Here is a 23,519-nt window from a genome sequence, read left to right on the forward strand (position 1 = left end):
TTATGGTTGCATCTTTGGCGTCTTCTCTTCAGTCGTGGCTGGCTTCATGTTTTGTTCAGGCATGGTTGCGCTACCCTTGTCGACCGAACCGGCATGAATGCCTTCCTCTGATGCGTGATGAGCCTCATGGCTGCTGTCCAGGGCTAAGCGTTTTCCGCTTGTGCCGTCAATGTGGACTTCATGGATTTTGCCATCTGACGCGACAACTTCAATTTCCCACATGAGGGGACCATGTTCTTGCTCAAGTTCGGCTTTAATCACGGTGCCTGGGACTTCTTGTGTCGCGGTTTGAATGGCTTGGTCTATGGTGATACGTGCCGATTGAGCCATGTTGGTCTTCACTTGCTCATGACTTTGTGCTGCTGGCGCAGTCCCGGACGTGAGGATAATGATTCCCAGGCCTACGAGTAACGAGAGTCCAAATCGTCGTTGCTTGAAGTGACGCATGGTATTCATGAAAATGTTCTCCTTGTTGGTAAGAGGTTGTGTGACCGAAAATCATCATGTGATTTCAGAGGTACTTTGTGAAACATGCCCTTCCCTAGAGGCACTTCTTTCCCAATTTCTTTATCGAACTATGGCTGGTGTGTACTATGAATCGATATGGTCTCCTGTTGATACGAGTGGCCGTTTTCGGAGTCGGTTGTCTCATAGGGGACAATGTCACATGCGCATCCTTCCACCTTTCGATCAACCCACATGTCCATGTGGCCGTTTTGGTCGCTGTCATACCAATAAAGTAAGGGGTGTTCTTTGGTATGCACGACCGTATTTCAGTATTCGTTGTACTCCGACACGATAATTTGCCGCGCTGTTTTGTAGTCGATCACGCCATTGCCTGTGAGCGAATATTCCCGAAAGTACAGTCCAGCAATGACATTGACGTCTTCGTTTACGAGATAGGTTTTTTCCGGTTCGATCGGCGGAGCTGCATGGACGAAGCTGGTGAGACTGGACAACAGCAACATGTTGAAGAGGATGAACGTCACTTTTTCTGTAGAAGAACTCATTCGTTTTTTTATGAGAGATAGGTGGCTCATTCGTTTTTCCTTTAAATGATATAGGTTATCATTATCAATTTCAATAGTAGTCATAATTCATATCTACGGCCATGTCATATCAGAGGAAAAACATGTTCAAATTCCATAGACACATATGAAATAGAAGGAAATGGTATATGGGAAATTGTGAAAACGGAGTGGAGCTAGATGGTTTTGCTGGGAAACAGGGTTGCGTTCTTATGTCAGAGTCGGCTTATGATTGACGAGTGGGTCGGGTATATCCGTATTCCGAATGTAAGGCTTTTTGTTGGGCTCGATGCTCTCGAATGACCTGCAATCGCCAAAGCCACAGACCGCTAATCCCCATGATTAAGAGAACCATGCCTGGAATGTTTAAGAGCGTTTTGTTGAAGCCAAAGAAGTTTAATTGATGTAATTGTTTTACGAGAAAATGAAACTGTCGCCAGAGGCTTTCGTCTTCTAGAATTCTTCCGGTGTGCCGGTCGAGTATAATCGTGGCAGCATCTGGTCTATCAAAATTGACGCGGATTGCCTCAAGCTCGAGGTTGGTATTTTGTGGTGTGTATGACTCCATGGTGATAGCAGCGAGGTGAGACTCTGTGCTCACATATTGCTGAGCGATGATGGCTGCCAGGTTTCGGGAGATAGGGGACAGACGTTCTTTCGACAACGCATCAATCAATATGGATGAAGAGGGATGTCCTCCAGAGAGGCGAACATCATAGAAGAGCCGGCCAAAGTCTTGCCGTAGACTCACTTCTTGGATCTCTCTGCCTGCAAGCATGTCGTGGTGATGCAAGTGGTCAAAGAGTTCGTGGAGAGAAATCCGTGCAGACTCCACGGATGGGGCTGGCAAGACGCTCCCCACCCGTTCTTTATATCCTGCGTCCCAATAGGTGTATTGGGCATTGGCCCAGAGAAGACCCGTGATGACCATAAACAACAGAAATCCAACAGACGAGACTCCGATAATCCGGTGCATTCTCCGGGACCAGCGTTCGTTTCCCCATGACATTGGCCGATGCTCTCCTTATTGATCGCCAGTCACCTGGATGGTGAGGGTGGCTCGATGACGGATAGCTTCATACGGTTGATCTTGAAAATCTCCAGGTGTTGTTTCGAGGTTTACATAGTCGATGACATATGTTCCTGGCCAGAGTGGCGTAAACTTCGTGACTCCTGATTCATTGGTCTGCAATTCTTTACTCCATCCATTGGGTGCATGGGCCACCGGAGTGGCCTTGGCGAGAGGCTGACCTTGAAAGATGACTTGAAGAGCCAGTTCCTCATTCACGGTTGGACGGGTAGACTGCTTGGCTGAAGATGTCTGGCGAGGAACAATATCTAATGGCAATGTTTCTGTTGTCATTCCTGTCTGTGCGGACACGGCATGCGTGTCAATGATTGAAAATTGTGTGCGGGCGTAAAACATCGGTTTATAGAGCATGCCGATACTTGGGTAGGGTGTCCCATCACGTACAGGTTCGTCTTGATCCATTGCCATAAGATTGTATGTGCCAGGGTTACGTGGTTGAATGGGTATCTGAAAGTGGTTAGATTGTTGCGTCATGTCGAGGGCTCGTTTGGTCCCGTTTGGTTCAATCAGCCATGACGCCAATCCGGCGCGTTCATCTAACCGCCCCCCAGTCTGCTCTTTGAGCTGCTCGTTATACTCTCCAAAATAGGCTTTCACGATTGCGGGTTGATTGGTGGGAAGCGCTGCTGGACTTTCAATCCAGACAAAATGAGCGGGCGTGTTGGCCGCATAGCCCAGAAGTCCTACCAACAGTGTGGTCAACCCAATGACGGTTCTACGTGTGTGTGTCATGATCATCTCCTTGTGAGTCAGTGAGAGTTAAAAGTCTAGCGAGACGCCGCCATAGAATACCCGGGTTAATCCCGGAATAATTCCATTGACGAATGCCTGACGTCGAATTCGATAGTGTTCATTGGTAATGTTGGTCACGCCTGCAAAGAGATTCATGTCTCCGGCGAAGGTGTTGGGAATGCCAAAGTCCAATCGCAAATTCGTGACATGATAGGAGGGGAGTTGTCCATTGCTCCCATCCGCAGTTTCTTGAACGGTATTGGCTGCATCGGCAAATTGATCACCGACAAAGGTTCCATCCATTTGGATTCTGGCCAAGCCAAGCGTTGTGTCAACGGCATAGGAGACCGCCCAGTTAAAGAGGAGTTCTGGGGCGCTAGGAAGATCATTTCCTTTATTGACTCCCGTTAAAAAATCAGTCTCGAGAAGGGTGACATTAAAATTCGCATTCAATCCATTCCATGGCCCTGCATTCATGGTTCCTTCGATTCCTCGATGTCTGGTTTTTTGTGCATTCGTCAGGACACCGGCTTCTTCGATGATTTGGTTGTCGAAATTGATCCAGAAGCCGGTTCCTTCGATGAACACTAAGTCAGAGAGGTTTGAGCGGAATCCAACCTCATAATTGTTACTGGTTTCCACGCCAAGATCATTCGCTGTTCCCGATGTGGGGTCGGTCGCTTCACTGAACGTCGGAGGCTGAAAGTTGCGAGAGTAGTTTCCGAAAATCTCAATTCCCAAGGGGAGGTGATATAAAAGACCGATTCCTCCAACAATCTCTTCGGTTGTTAAGCTTCCGCCTACCCCCCCTGTCCCTGCCTGTAGCCCGACTTCCCGCTCTTGGGTGAACCGTTCAAATCGGATGCCGGGTGAAATAATAAGCCCTTCGAGGAGTTCGAGTTTAGCGCTGGTGAAGACTGTTCCAGCCAACGTTGATAATTCAGCTTGTTGGTTGGTGATCCCATTGCGAGCTTGAGGAGTTGACCCAAGGCGGACAACGTCCTCTTGTTCTTCAAAGTGGATTTTCCCGCCTCCCACGATATTGATTCGGCTGTTCGGGGACCATTCAACGGTAGGCCGGACCCCGGCGACAAAGAAGTCACGCAGGAATTGTGTATTACCTGTGGCGGTAGAATCTGGGCCGTCAGCAATAAACCAATCTCGTTGAAACGAATTGGTATAGGTCATGGCATCAAATTTCACGCTCTTGGTGATGGGCTGTGTGTAACGAAAGTAGGCAGACCATCGACGTCCAAAGAATTCGTCGTTCGATCGTTGACTTTGCTTAGGGTTACTTTTGAATTGAGCGGCCGACAAGCCGCCAGGGGTATCCGTTTCTTCGACATACCCGCTCAAACGAAGGTCGGCTTTCCCGTCATGGCCAACTGGAAATGTAAAGCGCAGGGCCACGTCATTGAGTTGGATGTCGGTATTTTCCCGGACCAGTCTCCCGGTATTGTTGGTGTACTGAAACTGCACGCCGGTTTCATTGAATGTGTTGCCATAGGACACGGTTGAAGAAAATTGTTCACCTGCGCGGATCGTTTCGCGAATATTAATCTCTTGTGTCAGTGGAGGACGGCGTGTGATGTAATTGATGACACCGCCAACGGTGTTGGGTCCATACAATGCCGATGCTCCTCCTCTGAGAATTTCTATGTGATCAATCTGTTCGAGTGGAACATTGAAGTACGCGGAGGCTGCACCATACACGGCCGGTTGAATGGGGGCTCCGTCAAGTAGGAGCAGCACATTTTCACTTCGGTTTGGATTCATTCCACGAATTCCGATGTTGGGACGTAGTCCACGTCCGTACTCATCCGGTGCATGAATGCCGGGAACTCTTCGGAGAATTTCAACAGTGCTAATAGGTTTAAAAACTTCGATCGCTTCCTTGGAAATGACCGTGGCGGCTCCAGGGTGTTCTTTCAGTTCTTGTGACTTGGCTTTGACCGTGATCTCTTTCAATTTCAGCTTAGGAACATCACTGTCAGCGTCAGCTTCTTGTGTCGCGCTCTGTGACGTAGGTGTTGTCTTCGCCGTGTCAGCACATGCATCATCTGATAAGGGGAAGAGACAGAGGATGATTCCCATATATACAGAAAGAATAAGGTGAGACGGAACCCTGAACATTCGTTGAAGCATTCGGAACTCCTTTAATAAAATAAGTAGACTTGATTTGACAGAGGACGTGAGAAAAGCCAACACAGGATTAATGCCGCGATACAACATTCATGGAATCGGATGCGGTGTGCTTATAATCACGTTGAAGTCGGACGAGGCCTATTACTACCCGAACATCTGAAAAAAAAGAATGTTCAGCCACAGGAAATACATGCGGAAAACCAGGACAGGGGTTTCCCGTATTGCCTGGGATGAATGCGGATGAACGAACTGTTCGAGGTTTTGCATGTAGGAGTCTCTGTTGGCTGGAATTTGAAGGTATTGTCAGATTCTATACAGGCAAAGCCGGACAGATCCAAACTCCCAGCACATAGAGTGCGACAAGTACGAGTGAGAACGTCAGGCTGACAAACGCGGCGCGCTCACCTTCGACAATGATGGTCTGTGCTTTCATGGATGTGTACTTTTGAATATGCATAGAGATATGAGAGCCAAGCTTCATTCGCCAGTTACTATCCTCGGAGAGATATGCGGTTCAACGACAAGTCGTGTGTGGTTCATCACGGAACGTTCATGCCTCGCAGCCTTGCTGAAAACAGAAGCGGTGAGACGAAATGGTGTCAGAGCACCCCGGAGGAGAGGTGCTCTGACCAAGGTGAGGGCAAGTGACGCGGCTTGCCCTCTGGTGCATGGCTGGTTGTCCGTAGGCTATGCGTAGGTGAAGGTTGCATGGAACGTGTGTGAAAAAATGACAGGATTAATGTGTGGTGCTTGTTAATGAATTTGAAATGCATTATCATTTTCAACATAGATACCATTGATCGATACCTTGTGGAATGTTCATTTTCCGGAAAATTATGCGAATTTACAGGAAATGTTTTGTGAGGAAGAGTGTGGGGTGCAACAGATTATAGCGAATCCAAATACGATCCAGCTGAGGTCGACCAATTATAGCGAATCTCAATTCGGTCCAGTTATAGCCGTTCCAATTTACTTCCGTCTGCACGACGTGTGTTGTTGCGCTGTGTACATGATGTACATTTGGTTGGAAGTTATTTGGTTTCGCTATAATGCCTAAAGACTTTCAACGCGGTGTCAAAACCTTCAAGGGTTCAGAAGTTCAGTGAATCGGCTATAGCCCCGCGCGATACCGCCTGAACGTAAGGAAGGTTATGCCCGCCTGGATGACCTACAGGCGATTGACGTTTCAATCACGATGGGTCAACCCGCATTCAGTGCGACGACATGCAGATTCGGCATAACTGAAACGGCTATAACAGGTATGGATGGTTTGATGATCATACGAGGTTGAAGTCAATGACAGGTAGGGATGGAGTCTGTTGTGTATAGATTTTTAAGAATTCATTCGCAACAGAAATTGGTGACATTGAGTATGCCTGAAGAAGGTGTCACAACTCTTCACTAGAAATGTGACACCTTCCAGGCTTATGAGGTTAACGATTTACTTGAAAGGAAAGTGTCGGTGTAGCCAACTTGGCGTTTTTCGTGTTTGGTCATTGCTAAACATTATCGCATTCCGACTTCTTCGATAAGAGTCATGGCCGGTTCGCGTAGTTCGCCAAGTTGTCCAAGCGGAACGGTTGCGGCACGAAAACTTGCTCGTTTTGGCAGAACGTCGTTCGTTTTCACTTCTGGGTTCAGTGGATATTCTTTATTCATATCCGCAAACATTTCTTGCCCCTCGGGAGAGGCCAGAAACGCTACGAGCCGATGCGCGTCTTGGGCATGTTTGGTCGGTTTTGTAATGGCTACCCCGGCAACATTCAAAATGGCCCCCATGCCTCCTTGTTGTTGGTCAGGCATGAGTGTCGCAATTGGAGCTTTTGGCTCTTCCGCTAACTGTCGATACACATAGTAATGATTCACAAGACCCACCGAGACTTCGCCTCGCGCGACAGCCTTGACGAGCTGTGAACTTTTTCCATATACCCGGTTTTCGGCGTTGTCTTTGAGACCTTGCAAAAACTTTCGTGTCGCATCTTCCCCATATGCGGCTTTAATCACCGACACTCCAGATTGTAGGTATTCGCTCCCGGCATTCTCTATGGCAATTTTCCCTTTCCATTTCGGGTCAGCCAGATCGAGAATGGATTCTATCTCATCTGGCTTTACCTTCGTGGTGTTATAGACCACGACGTAAAATCTACCAGACAAACCGATCCAGCTATTGTCAGCAGCACGATACGGTTCCGGAATATTGTTCAAAATATTTTTGAGATCTGCTGGAGGAAGAGACTCTGAGCCTTTGGCCGAGGAATTCGCTTCAATCGTATTCGAGGACACCAGGGGCTGGAGCAGGCTCAGTTGTCGAGCCTGTTCGAGTCCCGCCGCATCGTTGGTGATAAGTACATCGGCCGGCGTGTTCTCACCTTCCGCTTTGAGCCGGTTGACGAGTTCCGCTGTTTTCGACGTCAGGAGCTGGACCTTGATCTCGGTCTCTTTTTCAAAACGATCTAGGACGGGTTTGATGAGTCGTTCGGCTCGACCTGAATACACAGTGAGCGGATCAGCAGACTGTGCAACCCCCGCAGTGAGAATGGCCGAGAGCACGAGTCCGAAAAACAGAACGCAACGGCCTGTAGCGTGAGAGTGTATGGTGTGGAAAGTTTTCACGGTATTTCCTTTCGAGGAGATTAAAGGGTTTTTTTTTAAATTACGATATCTGCGGTATAGATGAACATGTTCAATTTCCTGCTTTAAAATGCTCATTTTCCTGGAATGGATGCGAATTGGTTAAACATATTGAGAGGAGAGGGTGTCCGAGGCGGTGTTACGAGAAGTGCCAGGTGAGATATTCAAAAAAAAGATACGAACGAATTTTTGAATGTATATGGGTGTTATAGATAAACCGTAATGCGGAGGGTGCTATCGTACCTGTGTTTGATGTGTCTCAGATTGCACACGCAGGAGTGTTTCTAAAGGTCTCCATGTTTTATGCATTAATATTTCCCCGAGTTCTCGGCACGTGATTTGAGTTTCTAAATTTTCTTGATGATATCTCCAGTTCGAAACCTGCCGGAGCGAATGACTTTGGAATTGATGCCGCGTAACTGAAGGGTTTTCCCAATGGCAGAGTTGACGAATTTCACGGCTTCCACTCCAAATCGTGCTGAAAACTTTTTACACCCTGTCAGGGGTTGATCGGTGACCTCGATGACCGCAGTGCCCAGCACTAATTGAGTGCCGGGGGGAAGATTGTCTTTGTGTAAATCAAGATCAACATAGACTTGGTTTCCCGCGAGCGGCCAACGATCTTTGTCCCCGGCGATGAGTGCGATCACCCTGGAGTTCATGATGGTGAGCTGGGTGTGGGGATGCGCCAACCCATCTGTGGTTCTGGAGCTCCCACGGATTTTCCAATTATCGCCCGCGAGTCCATTGGTGACATCCAACTCCCCAACGTCGACAATCTGCCGCTTACCCTTTTCCGGGCGTCCCACGATCATATGCACCCATCCTGCATCTTGTGGCGCTAGCCGTATGTGCGCTAATCCCGCTTCGTAGCGGGTTCGCAACTGAGTAGATTGTTCTGAAGGTAAGGTCATGAAAGAAGATGGGGGATAATTCAGCACCAGTTTAGTGTTATCTAGCGCGAAGCACGTTGTTCTCTTTCCGTAGAGTATCTATTGAAATCGTATGAATTGTCTACCGAAATGTACATGCGTTCACTCGTGATCTTCGATATTTTTCACGGGGACATTTCTTCTTCTTTTGTCTGTGTAGTTCTCTCTGGAAAATAAACATATTTTTATGGAATATGCACATTCCTATTGGCAAGGTGTTTGCCTATAGTCTCCGTCCGATTCCTCGTTCCCTTCAATAGCTTGAGAGCAAGTCTGTTCCGGTTATTCCAGAACCATGCGGTTTATACGGCAATGATGTAAGGAGAAAATTGATGTCTCTTCTGTGCTTGCAAGACAACGAGTTAACAAGAGTTCTACGACGAACGGGTTGGTGTCTCGTCGTTGGATTTGTGTTGAATATTATGATGATGCTCGGCGCGGAAGAAGTCAACGGGGCACCCGACCTGCCAGCCTCACAACAACATGATTCACAATTCGACGCAGCCGACGTTCACAATCAGAAAATGTTTGCCATCGCGTCAGGTGGATTAGAGACCGCGTTATCGAGTTTTGCCAAAGCGGGTGGTGTTCATCTCGTCTATGATCCCGCGTTACTAAAAGGACGGCATACGCCGGGCGTAGCAGGACGGTTTTCTCTCGATGAGGCATTGTCCCGTTTATTAGCGGGGACCGGACTTTCGCACAATCCCAATCATTCTGGAGTCATCCGGGTCGTGGAAAATTCCGAAGCAAAGCGCGGAGAGACCAAGAAACTCCAGCAGAGCTCTGATTCAAGCAAGGCAAATGATGATCGGCAGACCACGACTCCACCACTCATCAAATTATCGGAGGTTGTGGTCAGAGAGACGAGGGGGACCGGGTATAAAGCCGAAACAGCGAGTACGGCAATGAAAACCGATACTCCGATTAGGGAAACTCCGGTATCTATTCAAGTGGTTCCCAGGCAAGTGATCGAAGATCAAGCGGCACAGCGTCTCCAAGATGTGTATAAAAATGTGAGCGGCGTTGGTGAGTCCGGAAATACGTTGAATGCACAGTCGGAGGTCTTGCCCTTCATTCGGGGATTTGAGGCACCCATCGTACTTCGCAATGGCATGCGATCTACGCTCGTTGGATCTGTGGATTTAGTCAATATCCAGAGCGTGGAAGTGCTAAAAGGCCCGGCTTCCATTCTGTTTGGTGCTTTAGAGCCGGGGGGGGTGTTGAATTACACGACTAAACTGCCGCTCGATGAACCCTACTATAATTTTAAGCAACAGATTGGCAGTTTCTCACTTTCCCGGACAACCTTTGATGCGACTGGTCCGCTGGATACTGATCGTACGTGGCTGTATCGTCTGAATGCCGCCTACACGAATCAAGGGTCGTTTCGCGATAAAATTGAATTGGAACGATTTGCCATTGCCCCATCCCTTACGTGGAGGATTAGCGAACAAACCGATGTAACCTTCGATTTGTCTTATACGCATGAGACCGTGCCATACGACAGCGGTATTCCGCTGGACGCAGATGGCGATCCGTTAGTTCCGATCGAAACGTTTTTTGGCGACAGCAATCTAGCCGGACGTACCTTGGAGGATCTGTTTCTGGGCTATTTGTTCCAGCATCGGTTTAATCATGTGTTTACACTCCGTAACCGTTTTCAATATCACCGCGCAAATCCTCGAAACGAAGCCATCCGTCATCGAGGGGTTATTGGGGCTCCCGGGGCTGAATTGCTTCGTCAGCGCTATCAGAATGAAGAGCGCGAGGATGTTGAATATCAACTCGTGACCGATCTACTGGCCAATTTCGCAACAGGCGGGTTGGATCACAAGGCATTGGTCGGTATCGATTTGATTCGGCAGGATACGGATTTTGAGCGCTTTCGACAGAATTTAGCTGATGTGGCCATCTCGTCAAAGCCAAACGTGAATTTTGACCCTCCTGCCAATCTCCAGCGAATACTAGACTTCTCGAGAAGCACGAAGTGGTTAGCGTTGTACGTTCAGGATCAAATATCCATGCTCGAAGACGGGCGTCTCAAGCTGCTGCTGGGAGGCCGGTTTGATTGGGTCAGACAATCGGATCATATTGGGTCAATACGTGTAACCGATCACGAATTTACCGGCCGTGCGGGGGTATTGTATGAACTGACAAATTGGCTCTCGCCCTATGCCAGCGTGACTCAATCGTTTCGTCCGACAAGCCCGACCACGCAAGACCGGGATGGCAATGGTCTCGATCCAGAGACTGGCATTCAATATGAGGCCGGTCTGAAAGTGAACTTGTTTGATGAACGATTGCTCGCGACAGTAGCGCTGTTTCAAATTCAGAAAGAGGATGTTCCAGTTTCCGACAATCAATTCTTTATCGATACAGGAGGTATTGCTTCGATCCCAGGGGTCAATCAACGCAGCCAGGGAATTGAATTGGATATTACGGGGCAAATCACTGACGAATTGAGTGTGATTGCCAACTATGCCTATACGGATACGAAGGTATTAAAAAATCAAGAGGATCCCGCTGAAGTCGGACAGCCGTTGGGCAATGTTCCGTTACACATGGCCAGACTCTGGTTCGCCTATACATTCGGGCCGGACACGTTTCTGTCGAACCTTGGACTTGGCGCAGGCGTTCGGTATGAAAGTGCTCGTCCAGTACAATTCGCCACAGCGATTACCGTGGATGAATTTACTGTCTTCGACGCGGCGGCCTGGTACCGGTACACCCTATCAAGCGGGCAGGTGTTGCGTGCACAACTTAATCTGCAAAATCTGTTGGATAAAGGCTATATCATTCGAGCGAGTGATCAATCGGTTGCGCATCCGGGTATGCCATTCTCCGCGATCGGATCGATTGGCATTGAATTTTAACATGTGTGTGGAAGGCGCAGTCTCTTTGTCTCTGCCGTGCCAGGGGCGCCAGCTCGTGTCGTTCGTTTGCTCAATTGCGTTGCATTGCTAGCTGGCGCCGGCGAGGCGTTTCTGGTGCATTGGTTCAGTCCTTTTTGTCATTGTTCATGTCCGCCTGGTTTACCAACAGACAACTATTCAGTATTCATGGATGGCTTGGGCTGAATCTTGGGATTCTGCTATTTGCCATTTGCCTGTCGGGAACGATAGCTGTGTTCACGCCTGAGCTGGATTGGTGGCTCGACCCGATTCGGCAAGTCTCTCCTCCAGCCGATGTCGCCGAACGGCCTATCTCGTGGGACAAGCTGTATGAGGCCGTCAAGACCACGCATCCACATGCCATGGTTGCCAGGGTTTTCGCACCGCCGGATCCGAACAGTGCGGCCGCGGCTGTCGTACAGTATCCACCTCGCGACACCCGGGTGGTGTTTCTTAATCCCTATACACATGAAGTGACCGGACAGCGGACGTTTCTGGACATCAAGAGTTTCATCCGCATCTTTCACAAGCAACTCTACCTGGTGCCGGACACGATCGGTGTTCATGGCACATTCCTGGTTGGAATGTTTTCGCTGATTACGCTCGGGGCAGCCATCACCGGCTTATGTGTGTTCAAGCATTGGTGGCGGGCGTTTTACACGATTCGTCTTGGGCGTGGATGGCGCATCATGTGGTCCGACATGCATCGTTGTTGCGGCGTGTGGTCATTGCTTGTGGCGATGCTTCTTTCCATGACGGGCGTGTGGTATTTGACGGAACTTGTCCTGGCTGGAGCCGGTGTGCTCAACCGGGAGGTTGCACTTGCGAGCGTGCGCGACGAGGCTGCCAATGCCCATTCAGTCGTCTTACGCCCGCTCCCGCTAGATGAAATCGTTCAACGGGTCGAGACGGCGTATCCGGAGCTCACGATTGATACGATCTCACTCCCAACCCACCCGCAGCACATTGTCACAGTGTATGGCCAGGGGGAAGCTTCTGTCGTGCGAAGCCAGGCCAACTCTGTTTCGCTGGATCCCTATACTGGGGAAATCCTCGATCTTCAAAGAGGAATCGAGTTGTCTCTTGGCGAACGCCTGATGCACACCGCAGATCCCTTGCATTTTGGCACGTTCGGGGGAACAGCTACGAAAGTTTTGTGGTTTGCGTCTGGTCTTGTCCTCACGATTGGTATTCTCTCCGGATCGACGATTCATTGGGTACGGGTTACACGAACCGAGAATCATTATGGGCGGCGTCGCTATCGTTGGATGATTTCCGGCATTGCGACTACGATGGTTCTGATCGCCAGTGCATGGTCTGCCGTCGCGTTTATCACAGGGGGACAGGTGTCCGCTGGACTGCAGAGGATCACCCCCATCCCAGCCGGTTCGCTGACGTTCCAGGATTGGAGGGGCACGGTCTATCGGGAGGGCGAACCGCAGGCAGGGACTCAGACTATCAGTATACATTTCGATTCGGAATTGCATTTCAACATTCAGAACGCATTCTATGAATATGGCCGGGATGCGGAAGTCCATGCCGATTCATTGCAAGTGTTATCTGACCGTGTGCGGGGGCAGGTAACATTACCAAAGGGGCAGCGCTTCATCCCTGAACCATTTCATCTTCGGCTTATCGCTAAAGATGGAATGGAACACGTACTCAAGATTGGGGCAATTGATTTACAGCAAGAAGGCGCGGTTATGGTCCCGCCCCGTCCTGAAGTGCCGATGGCCGTGTATTGGAGCATTGCCGGATTCTGCGTGATGCTTTTGGTTCCGTCAGCGCTCTGGCTCCGGTATATGCGTTGGTGAGTGCCTTGTGTGGTATGCAATTGGACATGGCTATGCCGCCATACCTGTTTTGCATGGATCTCTATCACACAGACTGCATGACGCATCTGTTCGTGTTCATCCGGCCGATAAACATGTTTTTCCCGCTGCTTTAACATTCCCTCCACCGAGCAGGATCACCTAAGATCACTCGTTCCTTCGAACGGATTCGAATGAGCCATGTGTCTTCGCCGTTCACCTCGAACACATGTTCTTTATCACCCATCGTATTGCTTAGCGGAGTCATGTGTATGGCGAGACGACTTTTGGGCTATGGAGTTTCATCTGTGCTGACCGGAGTCGTCTTGAGTGTCATTGTACTCGGAAGCGTATTGGCCGGTGAACCATCAGATGCTCGCACGAAACCATCGACATCGCGAATCGTCGCCAAAGTCGTACACGATCTGCAATTGCCGTTTCACATCCCGCCACAACGGCTTCAGCCTGCCCTCACGATGTTTGCCAAGAAGAGTGCCCTTTCCCTCAATTATGATACAGACATCGTTCATGAGCGGCGCACAAAGGGAATTGCGGGAATATTTTCTCCAGAAGAGGCTTTGGATCGATTGCTTGACGGGACCGGCCTCTCATCTCAGGCCAACGCATCGGGTGTGATTCGAATCGTGGAACGTGAGGGTTGGGAAAATCGTATCCACGAAGACTCCTCGGAACATCGCGCTCCTGGCGAGAAAACCGTTGAGACACAGGGTATTCCAAAAATCAGATTATCCGAAGTGATTGTGAGAGAAAGTAGGGAGACCGGCTACGTTGCGGAGACCGCGCGTTCTGCCACGAAGACGGACTCCCCACTCATTGAAACCCCTCAGTCGATTTCAGTGCTCACACGCAAGGTCATGAGTGCGCAGGATGTCAATAGTCTCAGTGATGCCGTACGGTATACCCCAGGTGTGCAAGGAGAGCCATTCGGGTTTGACCCTCGTTTAACCTTTTTGAGAATTCGAGGATTTCGTGCTGACCTTGACGGTTTGTACCGGGACGGGTTGCAACTGCGTAACCCTGGATTTGCCATAAGCTACAATCTTGAACCCTATGGTGCAGAGCAATTCGATATCTTACGAGGGCCACAGTCTGTGCTGTATGGTCAGGGAAGTCCAGGTGGTCTGGTGAACTATGTCTCGAAACTGCCGACACGAGACCCCTTTCGTGAAGTGCAATTTCTGGCAGGGAGCTTCGATCGTTATGAAGGCCGGGTTGATGTTTCAGGGCCACTGGAAAACAGCGAGACGGTCTTTTATCGGTTAACGGGCCTATTCCGGGAGAGTGATACACAATTGGACTTTGTCCAAAACGATAGAGTGTATGTTGCTCCGGCGTTGACGTGGCAGCCAACTTTGGACACATCGCTCACGATCCATGGCTGGTATCAGAAAGATAATTTGGGTTCTTCTCAAGCTTTACCGGCTGAGGGAACGTTACGAGGGAATCCTAATGGGCGCATTTCTTTCAAGCGATTTACTGGTCAACCTGGCATTGACGAGTACGATAGAACGGAATTTTCAATCGGCCATCAATTTGAGCATCATATCAATAGCGCATGGACCATTCGGCAAAATCTCCGCTACAACTCAACGAATGTTGATGATGTGACGGTCTTCAGTTCAGGGTTTGGAGCGGATAAACGGACAGTTGAGCGGCAAGTGTTTGGTACTGCTGGAAAAGTGAAGGCCATTACCTTTGACACCCATGTTGAGGGTGATGTGGCAACAGGATCGATGACGCATACATTGTTGGGTGGCGTGGATGTGCAGCGTGTGAACGTCAATGCCGTCCAAATCTTCAGTGCCGCATCCTCTATTGATATTTTCGACAATGGCGATTTCGGAACACGGTCCAGTGGCAGACAGGGGTGTATCTTCAAGATGAGATCACGATGTTTGATGATGTGCACATTACTGGTGGGGTGCGTCACGATTGGGCGAGCAATGACACAAAGAATAACTTGACTGGTGCGAAGACGGATCAAAATGATTCCAAGTTTACGGGACGTGCTGGAATCATGTATCACTCGCCCATCGGAGTCGCGCCATACTTTAGCTATGCCACCTCGTTTCTTCCGGTGATTGGAACCGATGTGAGCGGCAACACGTTCAAGTCAGAAACCGGAGAACAGTTTGAATTCGGCATCAAGTATCAACCCCCCGGTACGAACAGCTCTGTGACTGCCGCAGTCTTTGATCTGACGCGTCAGAATGTGAGTACCAGCGATCCCGGTGTTCCCGGTAACACGCTTCAAACGGGAGAGGTGCGCTCTCGAGGCTTTGAACTCGAAGGCATTGCCAGTTTCGATTTTGGGTTGAATCTCATTGCGTCGTATACCTACTTAGATAATGAAATTTTACAGAGCAATGACGCCGGCGAAGAAGGCTCTCGGTTGTCCCAAACCCCAAAGGAATTAGCCTCCCTGTGGGTGAAATATACCGTTCCGTCAGGTCATGCTCAGGGGCTTGGGATAGGTGGAGGTGTGCGTTATACCGGATCCACCTTTGCGAATGACACGAACACCTTTGAAGTGCCGAGCTATGTTGTCGGTGATGTCGCACTAGATTATGAATGGAGACGCTTTCTCTTTGCGCTCAATGTCACCAATATCTTCGATCATGAACAGTTCGGGTGTTTTGAGAGAGGAACAACATTTTTCTGCACGTTTGGAGAGCGACGGAACGTTGTTGGCAGTGTGACGTATCGGTGGTAGTCGGTAAGACTGCGACATGTTAGGGCCAAAATATGAATCCACAGACAATCAGGGGTTGGTATCTCGTTCATAAATGGACGAGTTTGATCTGTACGATTTTCTTACTATTGCTTTGCGTGACGGGCTTACCCCTGATCTTTTATCACGAAATTGATCATCTGGTAGGGAATTCAGTAGACCCGCCCGAGATGCCTGGTGTCACAGCAAGAGCCAATCTTGATGACATCGTGGAGGCGGCCAAAGCCAGGCGTCCAAATGAAGCGGTAAAGTTTCTGGTGAGCGATGAGGATGAGCCCTATGCCTGGTGGGTGCGGTTCGGAGAAACCGCGACGTCGCAGGAAACTTCGACCTTATCGATGTTTGATGCGCGGACTGGAAAATTTATCCACGACTATCCTGTCAATCAAGGCATCATGCGTATTCTCTGGCGGCTGCATGTGGATATGTTCACTGGGTTGCCGGGCACCTTGTTTTTGGGCGCCATGGGACTTCTGTTTCTTGCGGCGATCATATCGGGCATTGTGCTCTATGCCCCGTTCATGCGTAAGTTGTCGTTTGGTTCGATCCGGTGGGAACGGTCTCGACGTACTCGATGGTTAGATCTTCACAATTTGCTAGGCATTGTTACGGTGGTCTGGGCATTGGTGGTTGGCGCAACGGGATCAATCAATACCCTGGCCAATCCAATTTTTCAACAATGGCAGGCCACGGAGTTAGCCTCGATGCTTGCTCCCTATCAAGGCCAGGTATCATCTGTCGAACCGGGTTCTGTTGATCGGGTGGTCAAAGCCGCCAGGGCGGCGGAGCCGGATGGGGAACTGTTCTTTCTGGCGTTTCCCGGCACTCGTTTTGCCGGACCTCAACATTATACAGCCTTCATGCGCGGGAAGACGCCCTTGACGTCGAAATTGCTCAAGCCGGTGCTGATACAAGCAACAACAGCTCAGGTTGCGGATTCGCGTGAGCTGCCCTGGTATGTCACCGTGTTGTTGCTGTCTCAACCGTTACATTTTGGTGATTACGGAGGCCTGCCACTTAAGTTGATCTGGGCCTTCCTCGATATCATCACCATCATCGTGCTGGGTAGTGGTTTGTATCTCTGGAAGAAGAAAAGCGCGGTATCAATCGAAGACCAGGCATTGGCCGCTGTGGAGCAAGAAGATGCGTTTGTTTTGTCTCCATCATCACGGAAGTCCTCTGCATGAGTGCCACGTTGAATCGCCGTCAGATTTGGCGTATGCCATCGATGCTGGCGCTTGTCAGTACGATTGGTTTACTCTCGGCCCTATTAGGAGACGCGTGGTGGGATGTCCTCTCTTGGGGGACGTTGGGGTACACCGTCATCATTTTACTTTGGCACATCTCGAAATCTCACGGATGACATACGCATGACTTTCTATGAATGAGAGCATGTTGTTAAATCCTACCCGTCTTCTGCTGAAACATTTCTCAGCGTTATAGCCGTTCCAATTTACTTCCGTCTATACGACGTGTGTTTTTGCGCTGTGTACATGATGTACATTCGGTTGGAAGTTATTTGGTTTCGCTATAATTCATTCTCTTTGATTCATGAGTTCTCTGAAGGACTAAAACTCATGTTGCCAAAATACTGAAAGCGTTCGTCCGCTACCGGCGAAAAACGTATCATTGGATTGCACCGGGTCGACTTGTGAAAAGTAGGTGACATACTGGTTATCCAGAAGATTCTCGATCCCGAGGCTGAATTGTCCGTAGCCAGTATCTTGGGCAATCAAGAGGTCTACGAGTGTTATGCCGTTAAAGTTAGCCTGAGGGTTGGACCCTGGGCCTCCAAAATCACGATCAAACAGATGGGAAACCTGCACGCGACCACTCAGGCCGTTGTCGAGTGAGACGGTACTGAACATGTTGAGTCGATTCGGGGCTATGTTTACGCCATCGAGTTCCGTGTCTACCTTCCCATTGTTATCCGAATCAAAGTCCCCCTGAATCCAGGCATAGTTCAACCCGACGACAAGATGTTCCGTGACATCGACCGAGCCGGTAAAATCTATGCCGTAAATGCGCGTCTTTTCTCGTCGAACCTGAAAGATGCCATTCGCATTGGGGTCGAGGCGTGACCCGAGGTCGGTATTTGAACGATAAAAGGCGACGTGCATGCGGGCGCGACTAAATTCCAGATCAACGCCGAATTCAATGTTTTCCGTGACGACGGGGTCGAGATTGACGAGTGATTCCACATCCTGGTTTGGCGTATTTACTGCGCGTAGCACACGGCCAACGTCCGGCATTGTAAATCCTTCGGCGTAGGAGCCATAGATGGATAGCCAAGAGGTCAGATCAATGGTCATCCCGCCATTCGGCAACACTTCTTGAAACGTCGGATTCCCTCCGGAGACGAAGGAATTATTGGCCGAAGCGATAGTGGTAAAATCATCCACGATAAGTTCCGCGAACACATAGCGAAAGCCGCCGGTGAAATGCACGCGATCGAGAAGCGTGTAGTCGAATTGTGCAAAAGGTGCATAGCTATGAAAGATCGTCTCCGGAACCCATTCACGGTTCGTGCGGGCAAGGATTTGTGAAGTCCGGTCGCGAAGAAAGTCAAATCCTACGCTTGGCTGAAAGTCGATGTCTTTCAGCCCGTTCCAGGTATAGATGAGTTTCGTGCCGAGTTTTTTTGACTGAATTTCCGATTGGTCAAGAAAGTCCGGTCCAGCGAGGGTAAGGCGAAACGTGTCAAAGGTGCCTCCTTCGAATAGGGCTGAAAAATCCTGATAGAAAAATTGCGTGACAAGTTCTCCATTGAATAACGCGTCGTGGCGGTAATCGACCGACACGGTAGTGTTAATGTTTTCTGCTGGGTCCCCGACCTCGGCGCGTGGATTGCCTTGTTCCGTCGTGGCTAGCCGTCCGACTGATCGGTCGCCGGACACCGGGCGAAAGTCTCCGTCACGTTCGAGGTCAAAGTGATTAACCATGACTTGTAGGCGTTGATGGTCATCCGGTTCGAAGCCGGCCTTGAAGAAGATATTGTAGGATGTCGAGTCCATTGTATCGCCTTGCGTTCGATAGAGCCCTACACTGTCTCCATTGCCGTCGAACAAGAGACCTCGTTTGTGAAACGTGACGCCGCCGATCACATCAAAATACCGGTCAAATCGTTTTCCGCTTATTGCCCCCAATTTATACGTCAATCCGTCGCCATTAAAACTATCATGGCTGGTGATGCCTGCCCGTACGAGGTTCGTCCACGTTCCGTCTGCTCGAGGTGCACGCGTAATCATGCTGACAACTCCTCCGGTTGCCCCGATGCCTTGAAGCGCGTTGGAGCCGTGAATGACTTCGATTCGTTCGAGAAAAAATGGGTCGATGGTTTTGCCGTCTCGAGAGCCATCTCTGAGCGCATTAAATTGCGGGACGCCATCGATTAAATACAGCGGATTGCGTCCGCGGAAACTTTCTGCACGTCCAGTCAGTCGTCGGAGGCTGGGGCCAAATCCAGGAACGGTATTTTCAAGAATACTTTGCACGTCATCTCGAATGATGGTTTGTTGGGTAATAGCCTCCTGTTCCAAGATGGTGACAGTGTTCGGGATGGCCGTTACCGGTTTTTCGACTCGCATGGCAGAAACGGTGACCGGCTTTAGCTTGATCTGCTGAATCGTCGTTGACTCGGGAGGAGAATCAAGAGCGTCGTTGGGTGTTGGTGTTGAACCACGAGGCGTGACGTGTTCTCCTGAGTTTGTCTCGTGCTGCGTGATGTGTTTCTGCGTTGAGCCTGTTTCTGCACGACTTGGAATAACGATGTGCAGGCTACTCATGAACATGACGACAATGACCAACGATCGACAAATACGGATATTCATAGACTCTCCCATGAATTCTTTGTGAAAAAGGCAATATTGGCTGGCAACCCAATCACTGGCAGGAACTACCTATGGGGACGCTGGCTTCGAGCTATATAGTCAACAGTTATGTCTTATTGTGCACTCTGTGACTTACCGTGTTTCTCAACACACACTATGATGACCATGTGAGGCGTGTCCTGTTCTTCAACATTCCTGATCGAGAGTCGGCGCTGGGTTGGGAGTTACTTTTTCATATTTTCTTTGAGGAAACGTTCGATAGAGATAGCTCATGATGCCGAATATTCCAATGATCACAAGGGCTGCAGACGTGCCGAGCGAAAGCAAGGTGTAGGGGATGCCTCCGACTTTTGACGCATGGAGTGGATAGAATTTTTGCGTGATACGCATGCCAAACTCTTGCTGCTCAGCATCAATGGCTTGCAGTACCTCTCCGGTGTAAGGGTTGAGTAACACAAATGATCGTCCGTTGGGGTGCCACTCTTCCGGCATACGTTTCCGAAAGCTCATGACGGCGTTGTCTTTGCTCGGAAGTCTGACTGAAATCACTTGGCCTTTCGGTAAGACCTTGGCGACTGTTCCCAGAATGGTTGCCCAAGACTGCGTGGGTTGATCCACGAATGTTACCGTGGCGGTAGGAACTGCGGGAGGCTGGGAATCCAACAGAGACGTGATGGCCGTGACAATGGGTTGATTGAAAACCATGGTGATACCGGTTGCGACGATTAAGAGAATAGAAGCGGAAAAGATAACGCCGAGAGCGGAATGGGATCGCATAAAATGAAGCGAAGATGCGTGTTGTGGAACGATTGATCGTACGCCCCATTTTTTACGTCGAGGCCACCAGAGGATGAGCCCCGAAACGACAAAGCCGACAACCAGTATGCCGACGATCCCATTCGTTTGCTCGCCCACTTCTCCAGCAAACAAATGAACATGCAGTTCAAAGAGGATATCCATCAGCGATTCATCCCAGGTCCAGCGAGTGATCACTTCACCTGAGATCGGATGGACGAAGGCTTCAGAGTCATCACTTAACCAGACCTGAAAGGCATTTTTCCCCTGAACGGGAAATCGAATCTGGCGGATTGAGGCATCTGGAATGCGATGATTCAGTCCCGTCAGTATGGTCGAGTACGCATGCTCCTGGCCTGCTTGAATTGGCTGAGCCAGTTCCGGCCATGCGTAGCGAAGGGCGGCATCGTGAAAAATCAGGATGCCGCCGGAAAAGGCAATGGCGATGACGATCAGGCTTAAGAATAGACCCATCCAACGATGGAATAATCGAAGGCCTGTCATAATTCACATGTGTAAAGGAACGGGTTAAAACTCATGTTGCCAAAATAATGAAAGCGTTCGTCCGCTTCCAGCAAAAAATGATTGATTGTTTTGTGATGGATTCACTTGGGAAAAGTACGTCACATATTGGTTATCCAAGAGATTCTCAATGCCCAGACTGAACTGTCCGTATTCAGTTGATTGCGCAATCAACAAGTCCACGAGTGTGATACCGTTAAAGTCGGCATTCGGACTGGCTGCCAGTCCTCCGAAATCTCGTTTAAACAAATGGGACAACTGCACCCGTCCGCTGAGTCCGTTATCAAGAGAGAGGGTACTAAAGAGATTCAGGCGATTCGGTGAAATGTTGATCCCATCGAGTTCCGTATCGAATGATCCATTGTCATCCGAATCTATTTCTCCCTGAATCCAGGAATAGTTCAGTCCGACGACAATTGCATCAGTGACGTCCACTGATCCAGTGACATCAAGCCCGTAGATGCGGGTTTTCTCACGTTCGACGGTAAAGCTGTCGTCAGGATTCGCTTGTAGTCTGGCGGCAAGATCCGAATCGGAGCGATAATAGGACACATGTAATTGCCCTCTGGTGAAAGTGAAGTCCATGCCAAATTCAATATTTTCCGTGACCACAGGATCGAGGTTGAGAAAGGAATCCACATCTTGTCCTGGGGAATTGATGGCGCGTAACACCCGTCCTACGTCCGGCATCGTGAAGCCTTCGGCATACGAGCCATAGACTGACATCCACGGGGTTACTTCGAATGTAATACCTCCGTTTGGTAAGACTTCCTGGAATGTCGGATTGCCGCCGGAGACAAACGTGTTATTCGAGACGGGAAGTGTGGTGAAGTCGTCAACCGTCAGTTCGGCAAAGATATAGCGCACGCCGGCGGTCAGATGCACTCGATCAAAGAGGGTATAGTCGAATTGGGCAAATGGTGCGTAACTGTCGAAGATCGTTTCCGGCATAAAGCTACGATTCGTCTGAACCAGGACTTGTGATGTTTCATCGCGTATGAAATCAAACCCAAGACTTGGCGTCATATCCAAGTTTTCCAGACCATTCCACGAATAAATAAATTTTGCGCCGAGTTTTTTGGATTTTAAGGTGGATTGATCAAACTCGGCTGCGCCTCCCGGGGTCAGCGTATAAAATGTATTGAACCCGCCCGCGAAGACTGCGGCAAAGTCTTGATAGAAAAGTTGAGAAGTTAATTTTCCGTTCAACAATGAGTTATGGGTGTAATCGACTGAAAGCGTGGTGACGTCATTTTCAGGTGGATCCAGTTCTCGTGTAAAGAGGCCACCCTTTTCCGTCGTGGTGAGGCGTCCTGTTGTGCGGTCTCCGATGACCGGACCAAAGTCTCCATCAGATTCCAGGTTGAAGTGATTGACCATGACTTGGAGGCGTTGATGGTCATCTGGCTCGAATCCAGCCTTGAAAAACACATCCCATGATTTTGAGTCCATCGTGTCGCCTTGTGATTGATACAACCCAACGCGGTCACCGTTGCCGTCAAAGTAGAGGCCTCGGTGGTGAAAGGTCGCACCACCAATCACATCGAAGAATCGTTCAAGTTTTTTCCCGGTCAGTCCGGCAACTTTGTACGTGAATCCGTCTTTATTAAAACTGTCATGTGACGTCACACCGGCTCGGAGTATATTCGTCCAAGATCCATCGCTTCGAGGCGAGCGAGTCACCATGCTGACAACGCCGCCGGTTGCGCCGACGCCTTGAATGGCATTGGATCCATGTATCACTTCAATACGTTGGAGAAAGAATGGGTCGATGGTTTTGCCGTCGCGTGAAGCATTACGCAGCGCATTGAACTGCGGCACGCCGTCGATTAAATAGAGGGGGTTTCGTCCACGAAAGCTCTCGGCTTGTCCATTCAGTCTTCTCAGGCTTGGCCCAAATCCAGGAACGGTATTTTCGAGAATACTTTGCACGTCATCTCGAATGGTGGTTTGTTGGGTAATGGTTTCTCGTTCCACTATGGTGACGGTATTGGGAATTGCCGTAATGGGTTTCTCGACTCGTGTCGCGGAAACAGTCACGGGTGTGAGTTTGATCTTTTGGATCGTCGTGCCCTCGCTAGTCCGCTCCCCAGGAGCGTTAGCTTCCGGAGTCGAATCACCGGGAATTGATTGTTCTCCTGACGAGGTTTCTTGCTGAGCGATGCCATGCTCTGCTGCACCTGTTTCTGCAATACTTGGAGTTGCCATGTGGAGACTACTCATGGAAACGATAATAATGGTCAACGCCCGACTGGTGAGGATTCCCATAGACTCTCCTATCACTGATCGTGAAAATTGATGGTGTTGGCTGGCAACCCAGTCACTGGCAGGAGATCTACCCATGGGACGCTGGCTTT

Annotated in this window: 17 protein-coding genes; 6 read left to right on the top strand and 11 right to left on the bottom strand. The window is 49.6% G+C overall.

Annotated elements, in window-relative coordinates:
- The 8 genes from ACWHX8_RS03570 to ACWHX8_RS03605 all read right to left on the bottom strand — a co-directional run bounded on the left by ACWHX8_RS03570 (window position 1) and on the right by ACWHX8_RS03605 (window position 8,540).
- Entirely contained in the window at window positions 1–456 is a 456-nt protein-coding gene (locus ACWHX8_RS03570) for a PepSY domain-containing protein (RefSeq protein WP_447970591.1), read from the bottom strand.
- A gap of 317 nt (window positions 457–773) precedes the next feature.
- Window positions 774–1,040 carry a hypothetical protein gene (locus tag ACWHX8_RS03575; protein WP_447970592.1) on the bottom strand — a complete coding sequence of 89 codons (267 nt, stop codon included), beginning with the start codon at window positions 1,038–1,040 and terminating at the stop codon, window positions 774–776.
- A 214-nt stretch (window positions 1,041–1,254) separates the two neighbouring features.
- On the bottom strand, window positions 1,255–2,037 hold the full coding sequence (locus ACWHX8_RS03580) for a PepSY domain-containing protein (protein ID WP_447970593.1): 783 nt from the start codon (window positions 2,035–2,037) through the stop codon (window positions 1,255–1,257).
- Between the two features lie 15 nt (window positions 2,038–2,052).
- Window positions 2,053–2,850, bottom strand: coding sequence for a DUF4198 domain-containing protein (locus ACWHX8_RS03585; protein WP_447970594.1), 798 nt, complete (start codon window positions 2,848–2,850; stop codon window positions 2,053–2,055).
- A gap of 27 nt (window positions 2,851–2,877) precedes the next feature.
- The gene (locus ACWHX8_RS03590; protein ID WP_447970595.1) at window positions 2,878–4,995 is read right to left on the bottom strand and encodes a TonB-dependent receptor family protein; all 2,118 of its coding nucleotides are present in this window, start codon (window positions 4,993–4,995) and stop codon (window positions 2,878–2,880) included.
- Window positions 4,996–5,305: 310 nt separating this feature from the next.
- The gene (locus tag ACWHX8_RS03595) at window positions 5,306–5,428 is read right to left on the bottom strand and encodes a hypothetical protein (RefSeq protein ID WP_447970596.1); all 123 of its coding nucleotides are present in this window, start codon (window positions 5,426–5,428) and stop codon (window positions 5,306–5,308) included.
- A gap of 1,073 nt (window positions 5,429–6,501) precedes the next feature.
- Complete coding sequence (locus ACWHX8_RS03600; RefSeq protein WP_447970597.1) at window positions 6,502–7,608, bottom strand: extracellular solute-binding protein; 1,107 nt, start codon at window positions 7,606–7,608, stop codon at window positions 6,502–6,504.
- 365 nt (window positions 7,609–7,973) lie between these two features.
- The gene (locus ACWHX8_RS03605; RefSeq protein WP_447970598.1) at window positions 7,974–8,540 is read right to left on the bottom strand and encodes an MOSC domain-containing protein; all 567 of its coding nucleotides are present in this window, start codon (window positions 8,538–8,540) and stop codon (window positions 7,974–7,976) included.
- 350 nt (window positions 8,541–8,890) lie between these two features.
- On the opposite strand from ACWHX8_RS03605, the gene ACWHX8_RS03610 reads away from it, so the two are divergent.
- The 6 genes from ACWHX8_RS03610 to ACWHX8_RS03635 all read left to right on the top strand — a co-directional run bounded on the left by ACWHX8_RS03610 (window position 8,891) and on the right by ACWHX8_RS03635 (window position 17,378).
- On the top strand, window positions 8,891–11,434 hold the full coding sequence (locus ACWHX8_RS03610; RefSeq protein WP_447970599.1) for a TonB-dependent siderophore receptor: 2,544 nt from the start codon (window positions 8,891–8,893) through the stop codon (window positions 11,432–11,434).
- A gap of 146 nt (window positions 11,435–11,580) precedes the next feature.
- Window positions 11,581–13,266, top strand: coding sequence for a PepSY-associated TM helix domain-containing protein (locus ACWHX8_RS03615; RefSeq protein ID WP_447970600.1), 1,686 nt, complete (start codon window positions 11,581–11,583; stop codon window positions 13,264–13,266).
- Between the two features lie 269 nt (window positions 13,267–13,535).
- Window positions 13,536–15,248 carry a TonB-dependent siderophore receptor gene (locus ACWHX8_RS03620; RefSeq protein WP_447970601.1) on the top strand — a complete coding sequence of 571 codons (1,713 nt, stop codon included), beginning with the start codon at window positions 13,536–13,538 and terminating at the stop codon, window positions 15,246–15,248.
- On the top strand, window positions 15,176–15,997 hold the full coding sequence (locus tag ACWHX8_RS03625) for a TonB-dependent siderophore receptor (protein WP_447970602.1): 822 nt from the start codon (window positions 15,176–15,178) through the stop codon (window positions 15,995–15,997). The genes ACWHX8_RS03620 and ACWHX8_RS03625 overlap by 73 nt, the downstream gene beginning before the upstream one ends.
- Before the next feature lie 32 nt (window positions 15,998–16,029).
- Entirely contained in the window at window positions 16,030–17,202 is a 1,173-nt protein-coding gene (locus ACWHX8_RS03630; RefSeq protein WP_447970603.1) for a PepSY-associated TM helix domain-containing protein, read from the top strand.
- On the top strand, window positions 17,199–17,378 hold the full coding sequence (locus ACWHX8_RS03635) for a hypothetical protein (protein ID WP_447970604.1): 180 nt from the start codon (window positions 17,199–17,201) through the stop codon (window positions 17,376–17,378). Before ACWHX8_RS03630 ends, ACWHX8_RS03635 begins: the two co-directional genes overlap by 4 nt.
- 205 nt (window positions 17,379–17,583) lie before the next feature.
- Here the strand turns inward: ACWHX8_RS03635 and ACWHX8_RS03640 are convergent, their stop codons facing one another.
- The 3 genes from ACWHX8_RS03640 to ACWHX8_RS03650 all read right to left on the bottom strand — a co-directional run bounded on the left by ACWHX8_RS03640 (window position 17,584) and on the right by ACWHX8_RS03650 (window position 23,505).
- Window positions 17,584–19,845, bottom strand: coding sequence for a TonB-dependent receptor (locus tag ACWHX8_RS03640; RefSeq protein WP_447970605.1), 2,262 nt, complete (start codon window positions 19,843–19,845; stop codon window positions 17,584–17,586).
- Window positions 19,846–20,031: 186 nt separating this feature from the next.
- Window positions 20,032–21,144, bottom strand: a complete 1,113-nt coding sequence (locus tag ACWHX8_RS03645) for a PepSY-associated TM helix domain-containing protein (protein ID WP_447970606.1) — start codon at window positions 21,142–21,144, stop codon at window positions 20,032–20,034.
- Window positions 21,145–21,168: 24 nt separating this feature from the next.
- Complete coding sequence (locus ACWHX8_RS03650; protein ID WP_447970607.1) at window positions 21,169–23,505, bottom strand: TonB-dependent receptor; 2,337 nt, start codon at window positions 23,503–23,505, stop codon at window positions 21,169–21,171.
- Between the last annotated feature and the right edge of the window lie 14 nt (window positions 23,506–23,519).

The organism is Nitrospira sp. M1 (assembly GCF_965152605.1).

Coding starts and splice junctions, on each gene's coding strand:
- ACWHX8_RS03630 (WP_447970603.1), top strand. CDS start 16,030: ATGAATCCACAGACAATCAGGGGTTGGTATCTCGTTCATAAATGGACG.
- ACWHX8_RS03575 (WP_447970592.1), bottom strand. CDS start 1,040: ATGAGCCACCTATCTCTCATAAAAAAACGAATGAGTTCTTCTACAGAA.
- ACWHX8_RS03605 (WP_447970598.1), bottom strand. CDS start 8,540: ATGACCTTACCTTCAGAACAATCTACTCAGTTGCGAACCCGCTACGAA.
- ACWHX8_RS03645 (WP_447970606.1), bottom strand. CDS start 21,144: ATGACAGGCCTTCGATTATTCCATCGTTGGATGGGTCTATTCTTAAGC.
- ACWHX8_RS03595 (WP_447970596.1), bottom strand. CDS start 5,428: ATGAAAGCACAGACCATCATTGTCGAAGGTGAGCGCGCCGCGTTTGTC.
- ACWHX8_RS03610 (WP_447970599.1), top strand. CDS start 8,891: ATGTCTCTTCTGTGCTTGCAAGACAACGAGTTAACAAGAGTTCTACGA.
- ACWHX8_RS03635 (WP_447970604.1), top strand. CDS start 17,199: ATGAGTGCCACGTTGAATCGCCGTCAGATTTGGCGTATGCCATCGATG.
- ACWHX8_RS03590 (WP_447970595.1), bottom strand. CDS start 4,995: ATGCTTCAACGAATGTTCAGGGTTCCGTCTCACCTTATTCTTTCTGTA.
- ACWHX8_RS03580 (WP_447970593.1), bottom strand. CDS start 2,037: ATGTCATGGGGAAACGAACGCTGGTCCCGGAGAATGCACCGGATTATC.
- ACWHX8_RS03620 (WP_447970601.1), top strand. CDS start 13,536: ATGGCGAGACGACTTTTGGGCTATGGAGTTTCATCTGTGCTGACCGGA.
- ACWHX8_RS03585 (WP_447970594.1), bottom strand. CDS start 2,850: ATGACACACACACGTAGAACCGTCATTGGGTTGACCACACTGTTGGTA.
- ACWHX8_RS03625 (WP_447970602.1), top strand. CDS start 15,176: ATGTTTGATGATGTGCACATTACTGGTGGGGTGCGTCACGATTGGGCG.
- ACWHX8_RS03615 (WP_447970600.1), top strand. CDS start 11,581: ATGTCCGCCTGGTTTACCAACAGACAACTATTCAGTATTCATGGATGG.
- ACWHX8_RS03640 (WP_447970605.1), bottom strand. CDS start 19,845: ATGAATATCCGTATTTGTCGATCGTTGGTCATTGTCGTCATGTTCATG.
- ACWHX8_RS03650 (WP_447970607.1), bottom strand. CDS start 23,505: ATGGGTAGATCTCCTGCCAGTGACTGGGTTGCCAGCCAACACCATCAA.
- ACWHX8_RS03570 (WP_447970591.1), bottom strand. CDS start 456: ATGAATACCATGCGTCACTTCAAGCAACGACGATTTGGACTCTCGTTA.